At 59.8% G+C, this 16,171-nt stretch carries 16 protein-coding genes and 5 pseudogenes; 12 read left to right on the top strand and 9 right to left on the bottom strand.

Translation table 11 applies throughout. The features are described 5' to 3' along the window. The first annotated feature begins 155 nt into the window (after positions 1–155). Positions 156–1,847, top strand: a complete 1,692-nt coding sequence (locus tag LRP30_RS07470) for a methyl-accepting chemotaxis protein (RefSeq protein ID WP_249759874.1) — start codon at positions 156–158, stop codon at positions 1,845–1,847. A 525-nt stretch (positions 1,848–2,372) separates the two neighbouring features. Here the strand turns inward: LRP30_RS07470 and LRP30_RS07475 are convergent. From LRP30_RS07475 to LRP30_RS07495, 5 genes and pseudogenes are all read right to left on the bottom strand, one after another. Further along, positions 2,373–2,690 carry a hypothetical protein gene (locus tag LRP30_RS07475; RefSeq protein WP_249759875.1) on the bottom strand — a complete coding sequence of 106 codons (318 nt, stop codon included), beginning with the start codon at positions 2,688–2,690 and terminating at the stop codon, positions 2,373–2,375. Then, a complete protein-coding gene (locus LRP30_RS07480; protein WP_249759876.1) occupies positions 2,687–3,178 on the bottom strand; it encodes a hypothetical protein in 492 nt (163 codons plus the stop codon). Before LRP30_RS07480 ends, LRP30_RS07475 begins: the two co-directional genes overlap by 4 nt. Positions 3,179–3,678: 500 nt before the next feature. Continuing rightward, a pseudogene (locus tag LRP30_RS07485) lies at positions 3,679–3,914 on the bottom strand (helix-turn-helix transcriptional regulator); the annotation flags it as partial. Positions 3,915–3,919: 5 nt separating this feature from the next. Then, entirely contained in the window at positions 3,920–4,327 is a 408-nt protein-coding gene (locus tag LRP30_RS07490; protein ID WP_249759877.1) for a helix-turn-helix domain-containing protein, read from the bottom strand. After that, positions 4,317–4,472, bottom strand: a complete 156-nt coding sequence (locus LRP30_RS07495) for a hypothetical protein (protein WP_249759878.1) — start codon at positions 4,470–4,472, stop codon at positions 4,317–4,319. Before LRP30_RS07495 ends, LRP30_RS07490 begins: the two co-directional genes overlap by 11 nt. A gap of 416 nt (positions 4,473–4,888) precedes the next feature. Here LRP30_RS07495 and LRP30_RS07500 point away from each other — a divergent pair, with 416 nt between their 5' ends. The 6 genes from LRP30_RS07500 (at position 4,889) to LRP30_RS07525 (ending at position 7,775) form a co-directional block, all read left to right on the top strand. Then, positions 4,889–5,236, top strand: coding sequence for a P27 family phage terminase small subunit (locus LRP30_RS07500; RefSeq protein ID WP_249759879.1), 348 nt, complete (start codon positions 4,889–4,891; stop codon positions 5,234–5,236). Beyond that, positions 5,233–5,496 carry a hypothetical protein gene (locus LRP30_RS07505; RefSeq protein WP_249759880.1) on the top strand — a complete coding sequence of 88 codons (264 nt, stop codon included), beginning with the start codon at positions 5,233–5,235 and terminating at the stop codon, positions 5,494–5,496. Before LRP30_RS07500 ends, LRP30_RS07505 begins: the two co-directional genes overlap by 4 nt. Next, positions 5,496–5,753, top strand: a complete 258-nt coding sequence (locus LRP30_RS07510) for a hypothetical protein (RefSeq protein WP_249759881.1) — start codon at positions 5,496–5,498, stop codon at positions 5,751–5,753. The genes LRP30_RS07505 and LRP30_RS07510 overlap by 1 nt, the downstream gene beginning before the upstream one ends. 273 nt (positions 5,754–6,026) lie before the next feature. Beyond that, a complete protein-coding gene (locus LRP30_RS07515; protein WP_249759882.1) occupies positions 6,027–6,200 on the top strand; it encodes a hypothetical protein in 174 nt (57 codons plus the stop codon). Then, positions 6,197–6,919 carry a hypothetical protein gene (locus LRP30_RS07520; protein WP_249759883.1) on the top strand — a complete coding sequence of 241 codons (723 nt, stop codon included), beginning with the start codon at positions 6,197–6,199 and terminating at the stop codon, positions 6,917–6,919. The genes LRP30_RS07515 and LRP30_RS07520 overlap by 4 nt, the downstream gene beginning before the upstream one ends. Positions 6,920–7,145: 226 nt before the next feature. Next, complete coding sequence (locus LRP30_RS07525) at positions 7,146–7,775, top strand: hypothetical protein (RefSeq protein ID WP_249759884.1); 630 nt, start codon at positions 7,146–7,148, stop codon at positions 7,773–7,775. A gap of 1,349 nt (positions 7,776–9,124) precedes the next feature. Here the strand turns inward: LRP30_RS07525 and LRP30_RS07530 are convergent. The 3 genes and pseudogenes from LRP30_RS07530 to LRP30_RS07540 form a co-directional block, all read right to left on the bottom strand. Next, a pseudogene (locus tag LRP30_RS07530) lies at positions 9,125–9,305 on the bottom strand (hypothetical protein). Between the two features lie 453 nt (positions 9,306–9,758). Then, a complete protein-coding gene (locus tag LRP30_RS07535; RefSeq protein ID WP_249759885.1) occupies positions 9,759–10,004 on the bottom strand; it encodes a hypothetical protein in 246 nt (81 codons plus the stop codon). 221 nt (positions 10,005–10,225) lie between these two features. Next, positions 10,226–10,585, bottom strand: a complete 360-nt coding sequence (locus LRP30_RS07540) for a VanZ family protein (RefSeq protein WP_249759886.1) — start codon at positions 10,583–10,585, stop codon at positions 10,226–10,228. A gap of 1,163 nt (positions 10,586–11,748) precedes the next feature. Here LRP30_RS07540 and LRP30_RS07545 point away from each other — a divergent pair. The 3 genes and pseudogenes from LRP30_RS07545 to LRP30_RS07555 all read left to right on the top strand — a co-directional run. Further along, positions 11,749–12,129, top strand: a complete 381-nt coding sequence (locus LRP30_RS07545; RefSeq protein ID WP_249759887.1) for an MbcA/ParS/Xre antitoxin family protein — start codon at positions 11,749–11,751, stop codon at positions 12,127–12,129. Positions 12,130–12,190: 61 nt separating this feature from the next. Continuing rightward, a complete protein-coding gene (locus LRP30_RS07550; RefSeq protein WP_346016206.1) occupies positions 12,191–12,853 on the top strand; it encodes an RES family NAD+ phosphorylase in 663 nt (220 codons plus the stop codon). 38 nt (positions 12,854–12,891) lie between these two features. Further along, positions 12,892–13,125 (top strand): annotated as a pseudogene (locus LRP30_RS07555) (transposase domain-containing protein); the annotation flags it as partial. Between the two features lie 66 nt (positions 13,126–13,191). Here the strand turns inward: LRP30_RS07555 and LRP30_RS07560 are convergent. Beyond that, positions 13,192–13,530, bottom strand: a pseudogene (locus LRP30_RS07560) (transposase); the annotation flags it as partial. A 215-nt stretch (positions 13,531–13,745) separates the two neighbouring features. Here LRP30_RS07560 and istA point away from each other — a divergent pair. Together istA and istB are read left to right on the top strand one after the other, a co-directional pair. Beyond that, positions 13,746–15,246 (top strand): annotated as a pseudogene (gene istA / locus LRP30_RS07565) (IS21 family transposase). Then, positions 15,243–16,085, top strand: coding sequence for an IS21-like element helper ATPase IstB (istB, locus tag LRP30_RS07570; protein WP_249759888.1), 843 nt, complete (start codon positions 15,243–15,245; stop codon positions 16,083–16,085). The pseudogene istA and the gene istB overlap by 4 nt, the downstream one beginning before the upstream one ends. Positions 16,086–16,171: the final 86 nt, after the last annotated feature.

A 16,171-nucleotide genomic window follows, 5' to 3' on the forward strand; every position in this document is an offset into this window, starting at 1 on the left:
GCTCCAGTGTAAGAATTGCTTAAAGCGGGACCGTTACAACTTCTACTAGCGTCGGGCTGTTGGCAATTGGTCCGGTCCAGGGGAGAGGGACGCCACCTGTCAGATGTATTGCGACGGGAGGGGATCACTAATTGAGTCCTTTTGGGGAGCAATGCATGTTTGCGAAGACGCCTATCCGCACCAAAATCACCGCCGTCGTTGTCGGCCTCTTGCTGGCACTACTCGCCACCAGCGCGTTTGCGATCTGGAAGATGCAGGTGATCAACGCCGCGGTCATTGACATTCAGACCAATTGGCTTCCGAGCGTCCGCGTGCTCGGCGAGCTGCGCGCCACCACCATTACTTACCGCAACGCGGTACGACAGCACCTCTTGACGGAGCGTGCCGAGGACAAGGCAGACTTTGATAAGCGGATCCAGCAGGTCGCCGAGAGGATTGCGCAGAGTATTGCGGAATACGAGAAGCTCATCTCCAGTCCGCAGGAGCGTGTGCTCTACGACGAATGGCGAGGTCTCTGGAACGAGTACATGAAGGGCGCGCAGGAGGTGCTGCGTATGTCGCGCGCAGCGGCCGGCCGTTTTCCGCAAGAGGCCAATGAGCTCAACAGCAAGACGGTCAATCCCATCGGCCTGAACGCCGACAAGGTCTTGGCTAGTGCCATCGACTTCAACAACAAAGGCGCTGGCGAGGCGGGAGTGCAGGCCGCGGGCGCCTATAGCCGTGCCTTCAGCATGCTATTGGCGATGGCGACGATCGCCGGAGTCGTTGGCGCTCTCGTTGCCTTCCTTTTGGTAAGAAACGTCTCGCAAGGCATCGCCGCGATCGTCTCGCCAATGCAAGCCCTCAGCGGAGGGGACCTTTCGGTAGCCGTGACGCATCGGGGGGAGCGCACCGAGATCGGGCAAATGGCCGATGCGTTGCAGGTGTTCAAGGAGGCACTGATCGCCAAGAAGGAGGCAGAGGAAGCCAGAGCCGAGCAGGAGCGGCAACAGGCCAAGCTCCAGCGGCGCGAGATGCATCGACTTGCCGACGCGTTTGAGACTGCGGTGGGCGAAATCGTTCAGACGGTCTCCTCGGCTTCAAGCCAGCTTGAAGCATCGGCCAGCACGCTGAGGGCGACGGCCGAGCGGACGCAGGAGGTGGCGACCGGCGTCGCCGCGGCTTCCGAGGAAGCGACGACCAATGTCCAGTCGGTCGCGTCGGCTTCCGAAGAATTGGCGGCCTCGGTGGGAGAAGTCGGCCGCCAAGTGCAGGAATCCTCGCATATCGCAGACGAGGCCGTTCGACAGGCCTCGATCACGAATGAACAGATCGGACGTCTCGCGCAGGCGGCCGTACGAATTGGCGACGTCGTCGATCTCATCAACAGCATCGCAGGCCAGACCAATCTCCTGGCACTCAACGCGACGATCGAGGCGGCACGCGCGGGTGATGCCGGTCGCGGGTTCGCCGTGGTGGCGAGCGAGGTCAAGGCGTTAGCCGAACAGACCGCCAAGGCGACTGAAGAGATCAGTCAGCAGGTCGGGAGCATGCAGGACGCGACGGGAAAATCGGTCGCGGCTATCACGGATATCAGTGGGACCATTTCTAGAATGTCCGAAATCGCCTCGGCAGTCGCCGCTGCGGTGGAGCAGCAGGGCGCGGCCACGCACGAGATCGCTCGTAACATCCAGCAGGCGGCCCAGGGCACCGGCGAGGTCAGTGCCGGCGTCGCCGATGTGCAGCGTGGCGCAGCCGAAACGGGCAGCGCATCGGCTCAGCTCCTGTCATCTGCTGGGCAGTTGTCGCGCGATTCGGCTCGACTCAGCGAAGAAGTCGCAAATTTCTTGCGCACCGTTCGGGCGTGACGCGCTCTGGACGGCGGGTGCCGAGCGAAGCGGCGCTTGCGAATCTAGGTCCAACTGCTGACCGCACATCGATTTTGGGCACGATCTGCCCTCGTCGGGAAGTAGGCGAGACCAGATCGCCGCTTGATCGCTTGACGAATGAGGGCATGCCCGCGCGGGAAAGCTATGTTACCGTTCCGCTCACCTCTAGCTCTGCGTGTTCATGCCCGACTTTGACAAGACAGCAGCCTCTTTGCCCAATTGTGAGCGGTGCTTGGGAAGCAGCGAGGTGCTGATAACTGAGATGGTCGATGCGCGCCGCGCTGGAACGGTAACGATGTTCCGTTGCGCATGGTGCGGGTATGCAACATGGGATGATCGCCCCGGCCCTAGAAAAAGTCCAACTAGCTCGGTACAAGACCTCAATATGTTGCGCTAGGCCGGCCAAGCCGCAGAATCGTCGCGGGTTTTGGCCCGCGAGGATCGGCCGCATTGCTCAACGAGCGCGTCCGAATTGCCGAAGCCCCTTTCGCATTTCCCCGCCGATCATTTCGGCTCGATCCCGTAACGACGCAGGATTTCGTTTCGGCGGACGATTTCGGGCCATAGCTCTGTCTCCGATAGGCGAAAGGTGTGGTCCTTGAGCGCGTACATTGCGAACAAGGCGTCGATTTGCTCGTGGGCCCGCGCGAGAGCGGCGACTAGATCGTCGCGTTCGGCCGCCGCGAAGGAAAGCACGTCGCGGGCTTTGCGGATCGCGATTTGCTGCCGCCTTGCGAGCGCGACGCTGGGGTTCTCTTGCCGGAACGCATGCTGATCGATGATCCGAGCGGCGCGGGCAATGGCGTCGTCGGTTTCGATCATGGCAGCAACAGCCGTTGAGCGCGCGCGATATATCGGTCCAGCATGGCGAGCGCCTCGGGACCGTCCTTTTCCGCCTCGGAGCGCAACAGCGGTAAGCCCTCGATCGAGTGATCGACCTCGGCGCGGGTAGCGCGGCGGCCTTCGGCCCACCACGTCACCGACGTGGGATCGCCGACACGGAAGAGGGCGCCGTTGCCATCGCGCATCACGCGGAATTCCTTTGTCACCCAAATGCAGATGACGCCAGGATTGCGCTTAATCATCATCCCGACCGGCTCTTGGCGGCCCGCCGGCATGTTCTTTTCGTTGCGCCGCATGCGCGGGTTGGTAAGGAAGGGGCAGGCGCGCACCGCGTATTCGGCGCATTCGAGATGCGATGGCGGCTCGGCGATCGCCCGGTTGACCGCGCACATGGGGCCGATCGGGAAGGCCTTGTATTGGCCCAGCGGCTGACCGCAAACCCAACAGAGCGAGCGCTTGACCGCCATCACGAGCCGATCGGGCCCGATGACGCGGAAGTCCGGCTTGCCATCGAGCCATGCGATGAACCAAGGGACCGGAAAGCCGGTCTCCGATGTCGGGAGCCGCTTTATCCGGTCAGGTATGGGAAGCGACCAGATCGTCTGACTGAGCTTCGCCTTGTCCATATGCCTGCACCTCCAAAATCGCATCCGCGAAGCAGATGCCTCTTGGCCGGTGCTGAGGCAGGTATCTGGTGCGATTGCAGCCGATATCGCTCATTTGCGTTTCCCTCCGATCTTCCACCACCCGATAACACCGCCAGCCGGTGCTTTCGCTCTGGCCGGGGCTGCCGATCATTTCGTTAGTCGGGGAATGCTTCCGCGAGAGTGCGGGCAAGCGCAATGACGCTGCGCCGCAATTCCGGATTGCCGACCCGCATCATTGCTGTGATGATGTCGTGGCCATCTTTGGAGGCAGCGAATTCCATGTGCGGCGTGAGTTTCGCGTCTCCTTTCGCGGCGCCAGTAAAGAGCGAAATGTCGCAATCGAGTGCGGCGGCGATCTACTGAGCCGCGCCACACTGACGCGGTTGACGCCCTTCTCGTATTTCTGGATTTGCTGGAAGCTGACCCCGAGCCGTTCGCCTAGCTCGCTCTGGCTCAGACCGACCTCCTTGCGGCGCGTGCGGATCATGATGCCGAGCGAGCGATCGGCACTGCCGGCGCTGCGCACTTTCGTTTTGTTGTTTTTAACCCGTCCCATTGGTTTTACTTGCTCCTTCCGTCGGATTTGCCGTGGCCGTTTGCATGGCCGTTGCGTTTGGCGGCGCGCTCCTTCTTTTTCGCGAGCATGGCTCGATAGGCCTTTCGTTCCTCGCGCGCCTTCGGGATTTCGCTCGCGTAGTCTGGTCGGTCATCGCGAACCAAATCGTATTTGTAGCCAAGCGCGCCGGCCATCTTGGCGAACGTGGCGTGCTGCGGCCGCCGCGTCTTGCCGCCGAACATGTTGTTGACCGTCGATCCTGATAGGCCAGCAAGCACCGCGAGATCGGCCTCCTTGATCCGGTCCCTTTGATAGAGCGTCCGGAAGCGATCGATCTCCGGGTCCTTGTCGATGAAATTATAGGATCGGGTCAGCCATAGCGTCCCCGAGTTGTGGCCGATTCTATTGGGCATTCGTCATTTCTCCTTGCGATTCGCCATTGAGTTTTGTCGCCGGCTTTTGCGCCGCCAGCTTTTTCACCACCTCGTATTCGCCCGATCCGGCGGCGCCCGATCGCTTGATGATCTCGGCGTGGATCATCTTGTCGAGGATCGGCACACCTAGGACCGGCTCAGCCGCTGAGCCTCGGATATCCGGGTGACCCGCACTCGAAGCTGGCCGTCATCCTTCGCAACATGGTCGAGGTGGGCTTCCTGGATCGGTCCGAATTACCCGAATCAATTCAGTGGGGGTGAATGTCATGATGCAGATAGGACCATTTGCTCGGCTCTTGGAATTGGTGGCGCACTCAGGTGTGTCGCCGAGCCAAATACGTGACCTTCCTGATGAGGCTCAGATCGCTTTGCTTAAGCGCGCTTACCTTCATCGAACCTTCCGCCCGGGGGTGAGCCTGCCGAGCCTGGGGGGTGTCAAAAGTTTGGAGCAAGGGGTCCCCGAACCGGCCAGGCCCATTTACGCGCAATCGCGCCGCCCCCGATGAAAAACTCGCCAACGTGAGAAGCTGAAACCCTGAAATGAAGCCGAAAACGCCCAAACCGCCCGCGCATCTTACCGAGCAAACGCGCGCTTGGTGGCGCTTTGTGGTGCGAGAATATGCGCTCGAGCCCCACCATTTGCGCATTTTACAGGCTGCTGCGGAGTGCTGGGATCGCCTTCAGCAGGCTCGGGAGATCCTGTTGCGTGACGGCCTCGTGGTTGAGGGCCGCGAGGGCGGTATCCGTCCTCATCCCGCCGTGGCTATCGAGCGCGATAGCCGAATTTCGTTCGCGAGGCTCGTCCGAGAGCTCGATCTCGATACGGAGCCTTCGTCCAGCGCCCGGACTGCGCCGCCGGCCCTGCGCTCGAATAGGCGAGGCCTTTGATGCCAGTGAAACGACGCATAGCGAAACAACGCGCAATATCGGTCGCCGACGAATTGCAGGCGTGGTCCGTGCTGTTTGGTAGCGGCTTCGACTTCTTCGACGACTTGGATGACATCGGATTGCCCGTCAGCCGACGCGAGGGGCATCCGATGGCCAAGGAGGCTTGGCGTCGCCTCGGTGCCGAGTATCTGCGCCGGCATGATGCGGCAGAGCCATGCTGGGCGCTTGACAGATTTGGCTCTCCTGGAGGGCTTGAGTGATGCCGATCAAGCGTCGCGTTTCGAAGCGTCGCGCGATGACGCTGACACCGGAGGTTTTCGCCGCGTTTGATGCTGGCGATGAGTATGCGCTTCGTCGCGCGCTTGCCCTTCCTCCATGGCATGCGTCGCCTTTGTGGCTCGATCTGGATGGACATGCGCCATATGGGCCACCGGAGCTGTTGGTGAATCTCACCAGGCCGGCCGCGCTCGAAATCCGGAATGAAATCTTGGGCGCAATGAGGGGCCGGACACAATGAACTTGGCGACTGCGGATGCACCAGCGCCGATCAGTGAGACCGGGCGGGATGATCCCGCTCGGTCTCGCTCGGCCGATGTCGCGGATGAACGGCTCCCCAAGGCGCTCAATCCAACGCCATCCTGCGCAATTGAGGAATCTATGGCGTGCGAAACGACCATCTACGTGATCAACGCAGACCCGCGGAAGCAACCGAAGGCGCTCCCGGAATTCCCTAATCCGGCGCCGGCCGGAGGGAGCAGAACCAGCGCTTCTTTTGGAGTTCGTCTCAGACGTGCCAGCAGCGATCAACGAGTCGCTCAATGACAGCGACGACGCTACCGAAGCATTCCTGACGTCACGCCTCACCGTTTCCGGCGATATCGCGCGGCGCTGGATGAAAGAGAACCGCAAGTGGTCCGCCACGGAAGCGCTCGAAAATGGCTTCGTATCTGAGGTGACACCATGAGCGCGCAGATCGGCACAAACTATCTCATTGAGATCATCGCAGAATCGCTTCTTCAGTGCGTGGTGACATCACTGACCACGCCGCCGCCGGTTACTCCTCCTGGGGGACCATTCACGAATTTTGATCCTTCGACTGCGGCCAATGTGACGCTATCAGGTAGCAATCTGGTTGCGACCAATACTGGAACGACGAGCACGGATCAGGGCGCAATGGTCGTCTCGTCTGCAGGCAAGACGATAGGCAAGTATTATTTCGAATTTGCGTTGACGCACTTCGCTGGAGGTTCTGGCGTGGGCGTAGGTATCGGCACGACGTCGTCGGCCTTCAGCGGCATGGGTACGAGTTCTGCGCACGGCGACATGTGCTGCGCGGTTTCCCGCAACCTTTGGACCGATCTCGGAGGCAACACCGGCTATAACGTCGGCCGTGGACTGGTCAGCGGTGACGTGATTGGCGTCGCGGCCGATATTACCAATTCAAGGGTGTGGTTCCGTCTCAACTCTGGTCTTTGGGAAAATATGGTCGGCCACGATCCAACTCAGCCGGATGGATTGCACGGCGGCATTCCGATCCCTGCCGGCACGAAGGTCCCCTTCGTCACTTTCGGTAGCGGTCTCTTCGGCGGCGGCGTTGCGAACAATGTCATTACCGCGAACATCGGCGGCTCATCCTTTCGTGGCGTAGTGCCAACCGGCTACACGGCCGGTTGGCCTCAGTGAACGATTTCCCTACAAATCCGGAGAATCATCAAAATGTTCTTAGGTTCCTCTCGTCACTAGGTTCATTCGTTCACCGGCATTGGACAGAGGCGGTGCGGGCGGCAGCAGTTGGAATCCGAGTGATCAAAGCTCGGGCATAAGCCTATCGAATGGCAACCTGACTGCGTCGGCGACGGTGTCGTCTCGTGAGGGCGTTCGCTCAACCACTTCGCGCAACGCTGGAAAGTTGTATATCGAATATCTGGTCGGCGCTTCGTGGACAGGCTCAGATTCCGGAATCGGCATTGCGACAGCCGGTGCCGTGTTCTCGTCGATGGGTATTTCCGGCGCCAACAGCTTCCTTGTCTTTCCCAGCGGCAACATTTGGTTCAATGGCTCGAGCACCGGATCGAGCCTAGGTTCGATTTCGTCCGGTACACTTATTGGAATGGCCATCGATTTCACCAACAGTACCGGTTGGTTCAGGAAAGCGACTGGAAACTGGAACGGTAGCGGCACCGCGAACCCAGCGACGAATACCGGCGGGATCAACATCTCGGCTTTGTTCCCATCAAGCGCCGCATTCGCCGCGTTTTGCACAAGCGCAGTCAATGACACCATGAGCGTTTACCAACGAGCCGCCCTCTGGCTTCTCGGCTTGGGGTTAAGCAACGGCGTATTGCTGCCGGCGGCGATTCCTCGACGCTCAATGCTGGAGTCGTTTGCTCAAACAGTGCCGGCTTCTCATCGTGGAACGCGATCAATGGTGTGTAGCGGGCTCATGCAAAGATGTGTGCAGATTGCTCAGCTTTCTGCCGCTCAACTGCTGACCGATTCCGGACTGCAGGCCAAACCCCATCCGGCAGCACAGTGGTGAATACGATTTCGAAAATTGGCAATCTTGTTGGTCCCGGAAGTGCAGCGGCACGCGCTGTCCGCCGCGGCAGGGATGGTGCGCGGTTAAGCCAAACGTGTCATGGTCGAAGAGAAGGCCCCGCTCCACCGCTGGGGCTGGGGGCTGAATAGCGATGGAGCGGGAGACGGAGCTTCGTTCGCACCAGCGCTGGAAATCGATCGAAACCCCGACCCGCTGAATTTGCAATCGTGATTCGGGCCTGTTGGCGGCTGATCGATGGCGCCATTCGTTCAAGCTGCAGCTATTCGCCATTGGCTTTAAAATTACGCGAGTACTGCAGCCAGGCAATTTTTCCAACGCGCGACCGAGGCGTGCGGCACTACCGGCACTTGAGCGAAGATCGTTTCTGAGAGCACACACGAGGCCGCAGCGATGTTTTCGCTGCGGCCCGCGCATGGTCAAAATAAGCCGGGCAAAAACGATTTAAGTGAAATATCCGCCAGCCCCGGTGAAAAACATTTAATTTAAATTGGCGCGCGGCGCGAATCATTTCGCACGCTGGAACCGCGGAAATCCGAGTTTCCTTAATTTGTGTTAGGCTGAGGGAAGGCACCGTCAACGTCTACAGCCTAAAACCCAGCACCGACGAGCAAGCGGAAGATCTTAACCGCTAAAGACCCAGATGGCGGACACTGCCGCGCAAATGAACAGCGCGGCCACAGCGCCAAAGGGCGCAGGGATATTGCCACTTTGTTTCCCGGTTCGCGTCCCGTGGTCCTAATTCGAGTTGCCGAGTGGCGTTCTGGAACCTTCGACGGCACCGTCACTTGGAGAGCAATGACGAGTACGACCGTAGTCCTTCCCAGCATGCTGAGACCGCTTCGTCTTCTGCGCGTCTACGGCTTTATGGTCGAGCGCAGAGACGGCCTGTATCACCCTGGTGGCAACCAGCCGGCATGTTCGATGGCTTTGGCGGGGAGAATGGTCCAAGGCGGCTGGCTGGTGAAACAGGGGGAGCGTTATCAGCTTACAGAGAAGGGTTTGCGAGCGGCAGAATGAGCGCCCCCCGAGTGGGGCCTTTTGTTTCACCTATCTTGGTGCAACAGCAGGCGGAGTCGCGCATGATGGCGTCGTCCGCCTCGGGGCTCCCTGAGCAGCGGACCTCTCGGCCCTGTGCTGCGGAATCCGCAATTTGAAACTAGGACAGTGGTGCTGGTCGGCTTTGCTAGATCTTCGGGCTAGAACGAGCAACTTGCATTTCCTCCCTACTTGCGTCCTCTAAGGGGGACGACGGCCCTGCGGCGGCGGGGCCGCTTTGTTGGACACTCGCAGAGGGGAATTAGGACACTAGTGGTCGGAGGGTTCCCAGCTTAGCGCTGGTGTCCTAAACCGATTCCAAGGCTGCGCGCCTTCTGCCTCAACGAGCCCTCGGACCGTTTTATCAGCTTCGCAAGCTTTGCCACTGGGGTACGGGCTTTTAGAATGTGCCTTGAGCAGCCTGACGTCGTCTTTGGTGTACTCTTTGCGCTTGCGCTTCGTCTTCTTTGCCACTTGATGTTCTCCAACATGATCACGGGCGGGTTAGAGTGATCATGCGAATGCGTTAGCGCCGCTCGAAGGGCGCCACGAATGATCCAAGGTATTCTTTGCTGGTGTTGACGTAAATTCATAGCGTTTTCAATGGAGCATCCTGCAAAACTTCGGTGTGTATACGTTAGTTTATTGTCACAGTGCCTTCCAATTCTCACCAACTTTGCTGGTCAAGAAACGAGGAGCATCACGGGGACATATTGTGGCCATCAAGAACATCGTCATTCCTTTGGAAGTCGAGTATCTACAGAAAGCGGCAAAGGAACGTGGAATCTCTCGCTCCAAGCTTGTGCGATTTGTAATGGAAAAGGTTGTGAACGACGAACTCGTTCCTGCGATCCTGGGTAAAGACGACTTGTCGGAGGTTGAATCGCCGTCGCAAAGGTATCGACGCTTTCGGAATTGATAGTGGCTTCATCTGCTCTGCGCGAAGAAGCAGAGCTCGTCCACCGGCCGTTTAAGATCAGCCACAACGCGCCTGAGTGTGAGCGAGGGGCAGCCGATATGGTTGGTCACAATGTTACCGAGGCAATCGATCGTGCGTTGCACGAGGTGCAGGCCGCGCGGCGTGACCTCAGTATGACGCGCTTCTGCCTCCAGCAGTCCGAAGCCCTTCGCAAAATAGATCGAGCCGCAGCCAGACTCGATGATCTGATGCAATCCGCGAACCGCAAAAACAAACACTCCCCGGCTTACGAGCCGTTCCGAAGCGTGCCGCCTCACCCTCCCGTCGTGATCGCCTCCCTAGGCCTCCATGTATTAAATAACGAGGTTTTCGCAGATCGACGCGAAAGCCTTTTCCGTCTTCAGCGTCCTCGAAGCAAAAATGTGTCCTTTTGTCACCTCGCTCCATATGGGACCCGGCAAACCCGCAAGAACCGTTAGACATCAGACGCAGCCGTCCAGCGCTCGATCAGGCGTAAAGCGATGCTGGCGAGCAAAATCCCGAGCAACCCGCCAACGACCTTTTCGGACGCATCCAGCAATCTAGCATGGCGATCTGGCGTCAGCTTTTGCAACAATTCCAGCACCACTGCGCTACCAAGCACGACGCTGCATACCAGCGTCATCCGGTCCCGGTACGCGGCACAAAATGCGAAACCTAGGAATGCAAAGGCCGCGATGTGTTCGATGTTGGCCGAACTGCTCAGTTCAGGCCTGTCCTGCAATGGAGACAGACTTGCGTAGGTGATGAAGGCAAGAGAAGCCCACGCCACGGCAACCGAAATTCTAGACAGCATGCTTGCGACTAACCCCGAGTTGTTGCCGCACTATACTTCAGCGCCAACCGGATCTAGCGGCTCGGCATCGCGGGCCGAGAACGTAACTTTTCGTGATTGAACTAATTAACAGATTCAAATTTATTTAAGCTAATTTAATTTAAACAGTTGCACTCGAGACCCAGGGGATCTGAAGGACAAGTCGAGCGCCGCTTAGCTGCTGGTGGGGGGAACATGCGCCATCTCAAGGTGCCAATCCTGGTTTTTGCATATGCGGTGATATCGCCCGCGTCTGCGCAAACCTGTTGCCCCACTGGCTGCGCGCCAGACGCCAATCAGTGCGTGAGCACAGGTCCGCTGTGGACCAGATGCATTCCCATCGCCTGCGCCGAAAATTCTCGAGGGCCGTCGTCCGCGGTGCGCAAGCACCGAGCCGCCGTGCTCGCCCGCCGGCCAGCGCGTACCTACCTGGCCCCTGCTCAGATTCCCCCGGAGTGCCCATTGGTGAAGCCGACCAAGGCGCAGATCGACGACGCGACCGCTCAATGCGTGAACCTGTTGACCGGAAACGCGCAGTCGCGGGATTGTTTTTTTGAAGACGACCTCGGGAGGGCCGAAGACAAAAGAACCGGCCTGAACTGCCTCGATCGCCAAGCTGCGCTAGCGAGGCAGTGTCTAAAGCGCTGCGTCAACTATGCATCCGATACGACACATTTGGTGTGCGCCGGAAGCTATCCGAACACGGTCTGGCGTGTGTCTTTTGGAGATATCTCGGGCTACGCGCTCGGTTCCGAGCATGTCGACCTCTGCGGCCCTCGGCTAAGAACGCTTCGGCAAGCTCCAACGCGCTGAGCCAGCGCACCTCAGACAAGAGGCCGCCAAGTGCAGGCGGACGGCCCTCCTAGGAGCAGTCCTCAGAGCGGCAGGGGAATCGGATTCATTCAAGGGAGACGGCCCCGGCCAAGGAAGCGGCCCCGGCAGGGGGGCTTTTGGGGCGGGCCGGGACCGGCTCGGTCGCGAGCCAGCGGCTTGCTCCGCGGTTCCTAGCGAGGCGTCATAGATCCGCGCAGCCTTGGCTCATTGAGGGCACTCAGACAGGGTGGAACTTAACTGACGGTTAGCAATTCTCTTGCTAATGAAAGTTCGTAGGCTTATTCTCTCTGTAGAAAAGGGAGGTGGTGTATATGTCACCCGCGATGGAGGCTGTGCGAGAGCCCTCAAAAGAGGGGGCGGTTCTTACCAAGGCGACTATGATGGCGGCCGCTCGGCTTGGCCTTCCCCAGCGGGTTTTGGCCAATGTATTGGGCCTTTCCGAATCTGTCGTCTCCCGTATGAGAAGCGGCGAGTACGTGCTCGAGCGCGGCAAGCCGTTCGAGCTGGCCGTCCTTTTTCTTCGGCTTTATCGATCGCTGAATGCAATTGTAAGTGGCGATGATAAAACGGCCGGTGAATGGCTGAGAAACGATAACCTTGCGCTTAAGGCTCGGCCGGTCGATCTGATCCAAAAGGTGCAGGGCCTCGTTGATGTCATCCGATACTTGGACACCAGAAGAGCTATCATCTAAGGCCGTAATCCTGACGAGTAGATCATGGCGAATTGTCGAGGCTCAACATCAAGCCTCGACAATGAAGGTAACGGATACTCTGGCCGAGCAAGAGATTCTTGAACGTCTGATCGAGGCGACAAAACCTCCAGTGCCGTCGGGCTACGAAGGGCTCCATTTCCTTTTAATGACGCCATTTCGCTATAGCGCAACGAACCCTTATGGGAGCAGATTTCGGCGCCCGAACGCGTCAGATGGTGTGTTTTACGCCGCAGAACATCCGAGTACTGCCATTGCTGAAATGGCTTTCTATCGTTTGCTCTTCTTCGCGGAGTCCCCTGGAACATCTTGGCCGCAGAATCCGGGAGAATACACGGGCTTTGCAGTTGAAGTTGCCACAGAGCGGATGCTGGATCTGACCGCGAGTCCGTTTGCAGGCCATGCACCGCTTTACGATCTCGTCGATTATACGCTCGCGCAGGCAGTTGCTGACCGCGCGCGTGAAGCTGCCATTCATGTCATCAAATACACTTCGGTCCGCGATCCCAACAAAGGGTCGAACTTTGCAATCCTGAATCCGAGCGTGTTTGCAAGGCATGAACCGGTTGATCGGCAGAGCTGGAAACTTTATCTAGATTCCAATGGTGTTCGCGCCGTCTGCGAAGCACCCCGCGTATCGATCGCCTTCGATCAGGACGCTTTTAGCGCGGATCCACGGATGAAAGAGTTTGTCTGGAAGCGCTAGGGAAAGCAGGCGCGCGCCGACCTAACGCTTCGGAGATCTCCAACACCGTCGAGCGGGCAATCCGGCCGCAAACCATCACAAGAAAAAATGCGCTCTTTGCGGGCAGCCATGGCGGCGGCCGGACCTGGGCGACCATCGCCACGCTTCTGCAGACCGCGAAGATGAACGATGTCGATCCGCACTCCTGGCTCACGCAAACTCTCGAGCGGATCGCGCAGGGCTGGCCGATCTCTCAAATCGAAGCTCTCACGCCCTGGCACTTCAAAGCCTGAGCGGCCTCAGCTTGGCGCTTACGACTTTTTGGCCGTTGGTTGGCACTGGTCTAGAGCGTGATGTTTTTATACGGAAACATACCCTGAATTTTTGAGATAGTTGGCGCACTCCTCCTTGGAGAAGAGGTCGAGGAGTTCGCCGAGCTTGCGCCAAGTCGCTTCGACATCACGTGTCTGGGCGGCTCGCATCAGGTGTTTGAGCTTGGCGAAGACCTGCTCGATCGGGTTGAGGTCGGGGCTGTAGGGCGGCAGGAAGAGCAGATGTGCTCCTGTGGCGCGGATGGCGTTGCGCGCCGCCTTGCCCTTGTGACTGCCGAGATTATCGAGGATGACGAGTTCACCTTTTGCGAGGGTCGGCGCCAGTACCTGTTCGATATAAAGTGTGAAGAGCTCGCCATTGGGCGGCGGCGATCAAGGTGAGACCTTAGCGACAATCAGGATGAGACTGCGCCGATGGGGGCGGACCGGAGGGAGGGCGTAGCCCGACCGAAGGACCGTCCCCATCGGCGCAGCGCTTTTCGGACCCGTCTGGCGGCCGGGTGCGGCTGGTGCAAGCTGTTGATTCGTCTCGACAAGAGGGAATCGACGCCTTGCCTGGCCTCCACATCACCGACCACCAGATGAGGCTGTACATGAACTATCGACTGACATTGTCCCCCGAGGCCGCTGCGGCCAAGGCGGGGTTCTCGAAAGCGAGCGCGTATCGGATCGAGGACGATTTGCGCCTGCCCTCGCAGAAGAAGGTGCCGAGGGGCCGGCGACGGTCAGATCCGCTCGTGCCCTATTGGGACGCCGAGATCGTCCCGATTCTGAAGGCTTGCGCCCGGCATCCGCGTGATCGGCGTGCTGGACGAGCTGCGCCGCCGGCATCCCGATCTTAACCCCAACATCCGACGCACGCTGGAGCGGCGCATCAATGCCTGGCGGGCGCTCAACGGCCCTGAACAGGACGTGATCTTCCGCCAAGAGCACGAGCCCGGCCGTTTGGGTCTGTCCGACTTCACCGATACAAGCGCGCTCGGCATTGTCATCGCGGGTGAGGCGCTCGATCACCGGCTCTATCACTTCCGGCTGGCGTTCTCCGGCTTCGAGCATGCCCATGTCGTGCTCGGCGGCGAAAGCTTCGTCGCCCTGGCAGAGGGCTTGCAGAACGCCCTGTGGGCGCTCGGCGGCGTGCCGCGGGAGCATCGTAGCGACAGCCTGTCGGCAGCATTCCGCAATCTGGCGGCCGACGCGCGGGAGGATCTGACACAGCGCTATGCCGCATTGATGGGCCACTACGGCATGGCACCCTCGCGCAACAATGCGGGCATCGCACATGAGAACGGCTCGATCGAGAGTGCGCACGGCCATCTCAAACGAGCCCTGGAGGATGCGCTGTTGCTACGGGGCACGCGCGACTTCGCCAGTCTCGATGCCTACCGGGCTTTTGTCGACGAGATTGTCGGCCGGCGCAACGCCACCCTCGCCAAGCGGATCGCGCTCGAGAAGCAACTGGCGCCACTGCCGAAAGGCCGCACGACCGACTTCGAGGAGAAGGTGATCCCGGTGACGTCGTCAGGCGGCTTCATTCTGCGGCGCGTGTTCTACACCGTCCCTTCAAGATTGATTGGCCATCGCCTGCGTGTGCGCATCTTCGACGACCGGCTCGAATGCTTCCTCGGCGTCACGCCGGTCGTGACGCTGCGGCGTGGACGGCCTATGTCGGAGAGCCATGGCGGGCATGTTGTCGATTACCGGCACGTCATCCATGCCCTGCGCCGCAAGCCGATGGCGCTCGTCAGCCTCGTCTATCGCAACCAGCTCTTCCCGCGCACGGCTTACAAACGTCTGTTCGAGACCATGCGGGAACATGGTGATGACCGGCGCGCCTGTAAGGTGACGGTCGAGCTTCTGGCGCTGGCCCACGAGCGAGCCTGCGAAGCTGAGCTCGCCGAGGTGATCGCGATGGAGCTCGATGCGGGACGGTTACCCGATCTTGCCGCGCTGCGCGACCGCTTCCGACCCGAGGCAGCCTCGATCCCGAGTGTCGCCGTCAAGCTGGCGTCGCTCGACGTCTACGATGAGCTGGCCTCCGTCAGTATCGTGTCGGTCCCCTCGAACCTGGGAGAAGCAGCATGACCAGCATAGCGACCTCAATCGATGCCGCCCGCGTCGAGCTGCTACTCAATGAGCTGCGTCTGCCCGGCGTCAAGGCGATCTGGCCAAAGCTCGCCGCACAGTCGGACAAGGAAGGATGGCCTGCCGCCCGCTTCCTCGCGGCCCTTGCCGAGCACGAGGCTGCGGATCGCACCCGCCGTCGCATCGAGCGACACATGGCGGAAGCGCGTTTGCCTGCCGGCAAGACGCTCGCCACGTTCGACTTCGAGAGCGTGCCGATGCTATCAAAGGCACAGGCGATGGCGCTCGCCGCCGGCGACGTCTGGTTGAAGACGGGCGCCAATCTGCTGCTGTTCGGTCCACCCGGCGGAGGCAAGACCCATCTCGGTGCAGCGATCGGCCTAGCTCTCGTCGAGAACGGTTGGCGCGTTCTCTTCGCACGCACTACTGATCTGGTGCAGCGGCTGCAGGTGGCTCGGCGCGAGCTAGCGCTGGAGTCCGCGATCGCCAAACTCGATCGATACGACCTCCTGATCCTCGATGACATCACATATGTGAGCAAGGATCAGGCGGAGACCAGCGTATTGTTCGAGCTGATCGCCGCCCGCTATGAGCGACGCTCGCTGCTGATCACGGCCAATCAGCCGTTCGGCGAGTGGGGGCGTATCTTCCCCGATCAGGCAATGACGCTGGCGGCCGTCGATCGCCTGGTGCACCACGCCACGATCCTCGAGATGAATGTCGAGAGCTATCGCCGAAAAGTTGCTCTCGATCGAAGGCGCGGTCCAGCCCGGCCGCCCGTTCACGCCACTCCAAACGAGCTCGACAAAGCGGTGATTGACGCTGGCAGCGCCGCTTGATTGTCGCGCAGCGTCAATCAACGCTTGCCAAGCCGGCGGCCAGCGTCAATTATCTCCTGACTCGGCCGCCTTGTCTCATCTTGATT

The organism is Bradyrhizobium sp. C-145, assembly GCF_023375135.1.
GTDB lineage: Bacteria > Pseudomonadota > Alphaproteobacteria > Rhizobiales > Xanthobacteraceae > Bradyrhizobium > Bradyrhizobium zhanjiangense.

What these genes read in the sequence shown, in the direction of transcription:
- LRP30_RS07545 (WP_249759887.1), top strand. Translation starts at nt 11,749, where the DNA reads ATGTCACCCGCGATGGAGGCTGTGCGAGAGCCCTCAAAAGAGGGGGCG.
- LRP30_RS07540 (WP_249759886.1), bottom strand. Translation starts at nt 10,585, where the DNA reads ATGCTGTCTAGAATTTCGGTTGCCGTGGCGTGGGCTTCTCTTGCCTTC.
- LRP30_RS07500 (WP_249759879.1), top strand. Translation starts at nt 4,889, where the DNA reads ATGAAGCCGAAAACGCCCAAACCGCCCGCGCATCTTACCGAGCAAACG.
- LRP30_RS07480 (WP_249759876.1), bottom strand. Translation starts at nt 3,178, where the DNA reads ATGGCGGTCAAGCGCTCGCTCTGTTGGGTTTGCGGTCAGCCGCTGGGC.
- istB (WP_249759888.1), top strand. Translation starts at nt 15,243, where the DNA reads ATGACCAGCATAGCGACCTCAATCGATGCCGCCCGCGTCGAGCTGCTA.
- LRP30_RS07510 (WP_249759881.1), top strand. Translation starts at nt 5,496, where the DNA reads ATGCCGATCAAGCGTCGCGTTTCGAAGCGTCGCGCGATGACGCTGACA.
- LRP30_RS07550 (WP_346016206.1), top strand. Translation starts at nt 12,191, where the DNA reads ATGAAGGTAACGGATACTCTGGCCGAGCAAGAGATTCTTGAACGTCTG.
- LRP30_RS07470 (WP_249759874.1), top strand. Translation starts at nt 156, where the DNA reads ATGTTTGCGAAGACGCCTATCCGCACCAAAATCACCGCCGTCGTTGTC.
- LRP30_RS07520 (WP_249759883.1), top strand. Translation starts at nt 6,197, where the DNA reads ATGAGCGCGCAGATCGGCACAAACTATCTCATTGAGATCATCGCAGAA.
- LRP30_RS07490 (WP_249759877.1), bottom strand. Translation starts at nt 4,327, where the DNA reads ATGCCCAATAGAATCGGCCACAACTCGGGGACGCTATGGCTGACCCGA.
- LRP30_RS07475 (WP_249759875.1), bottom strand. Translation starts at nt 2,690, where the DNA reads ATGATCGAAACCGACGACGCCATTGCCCGCGCCGCTCGGATCATCGAT.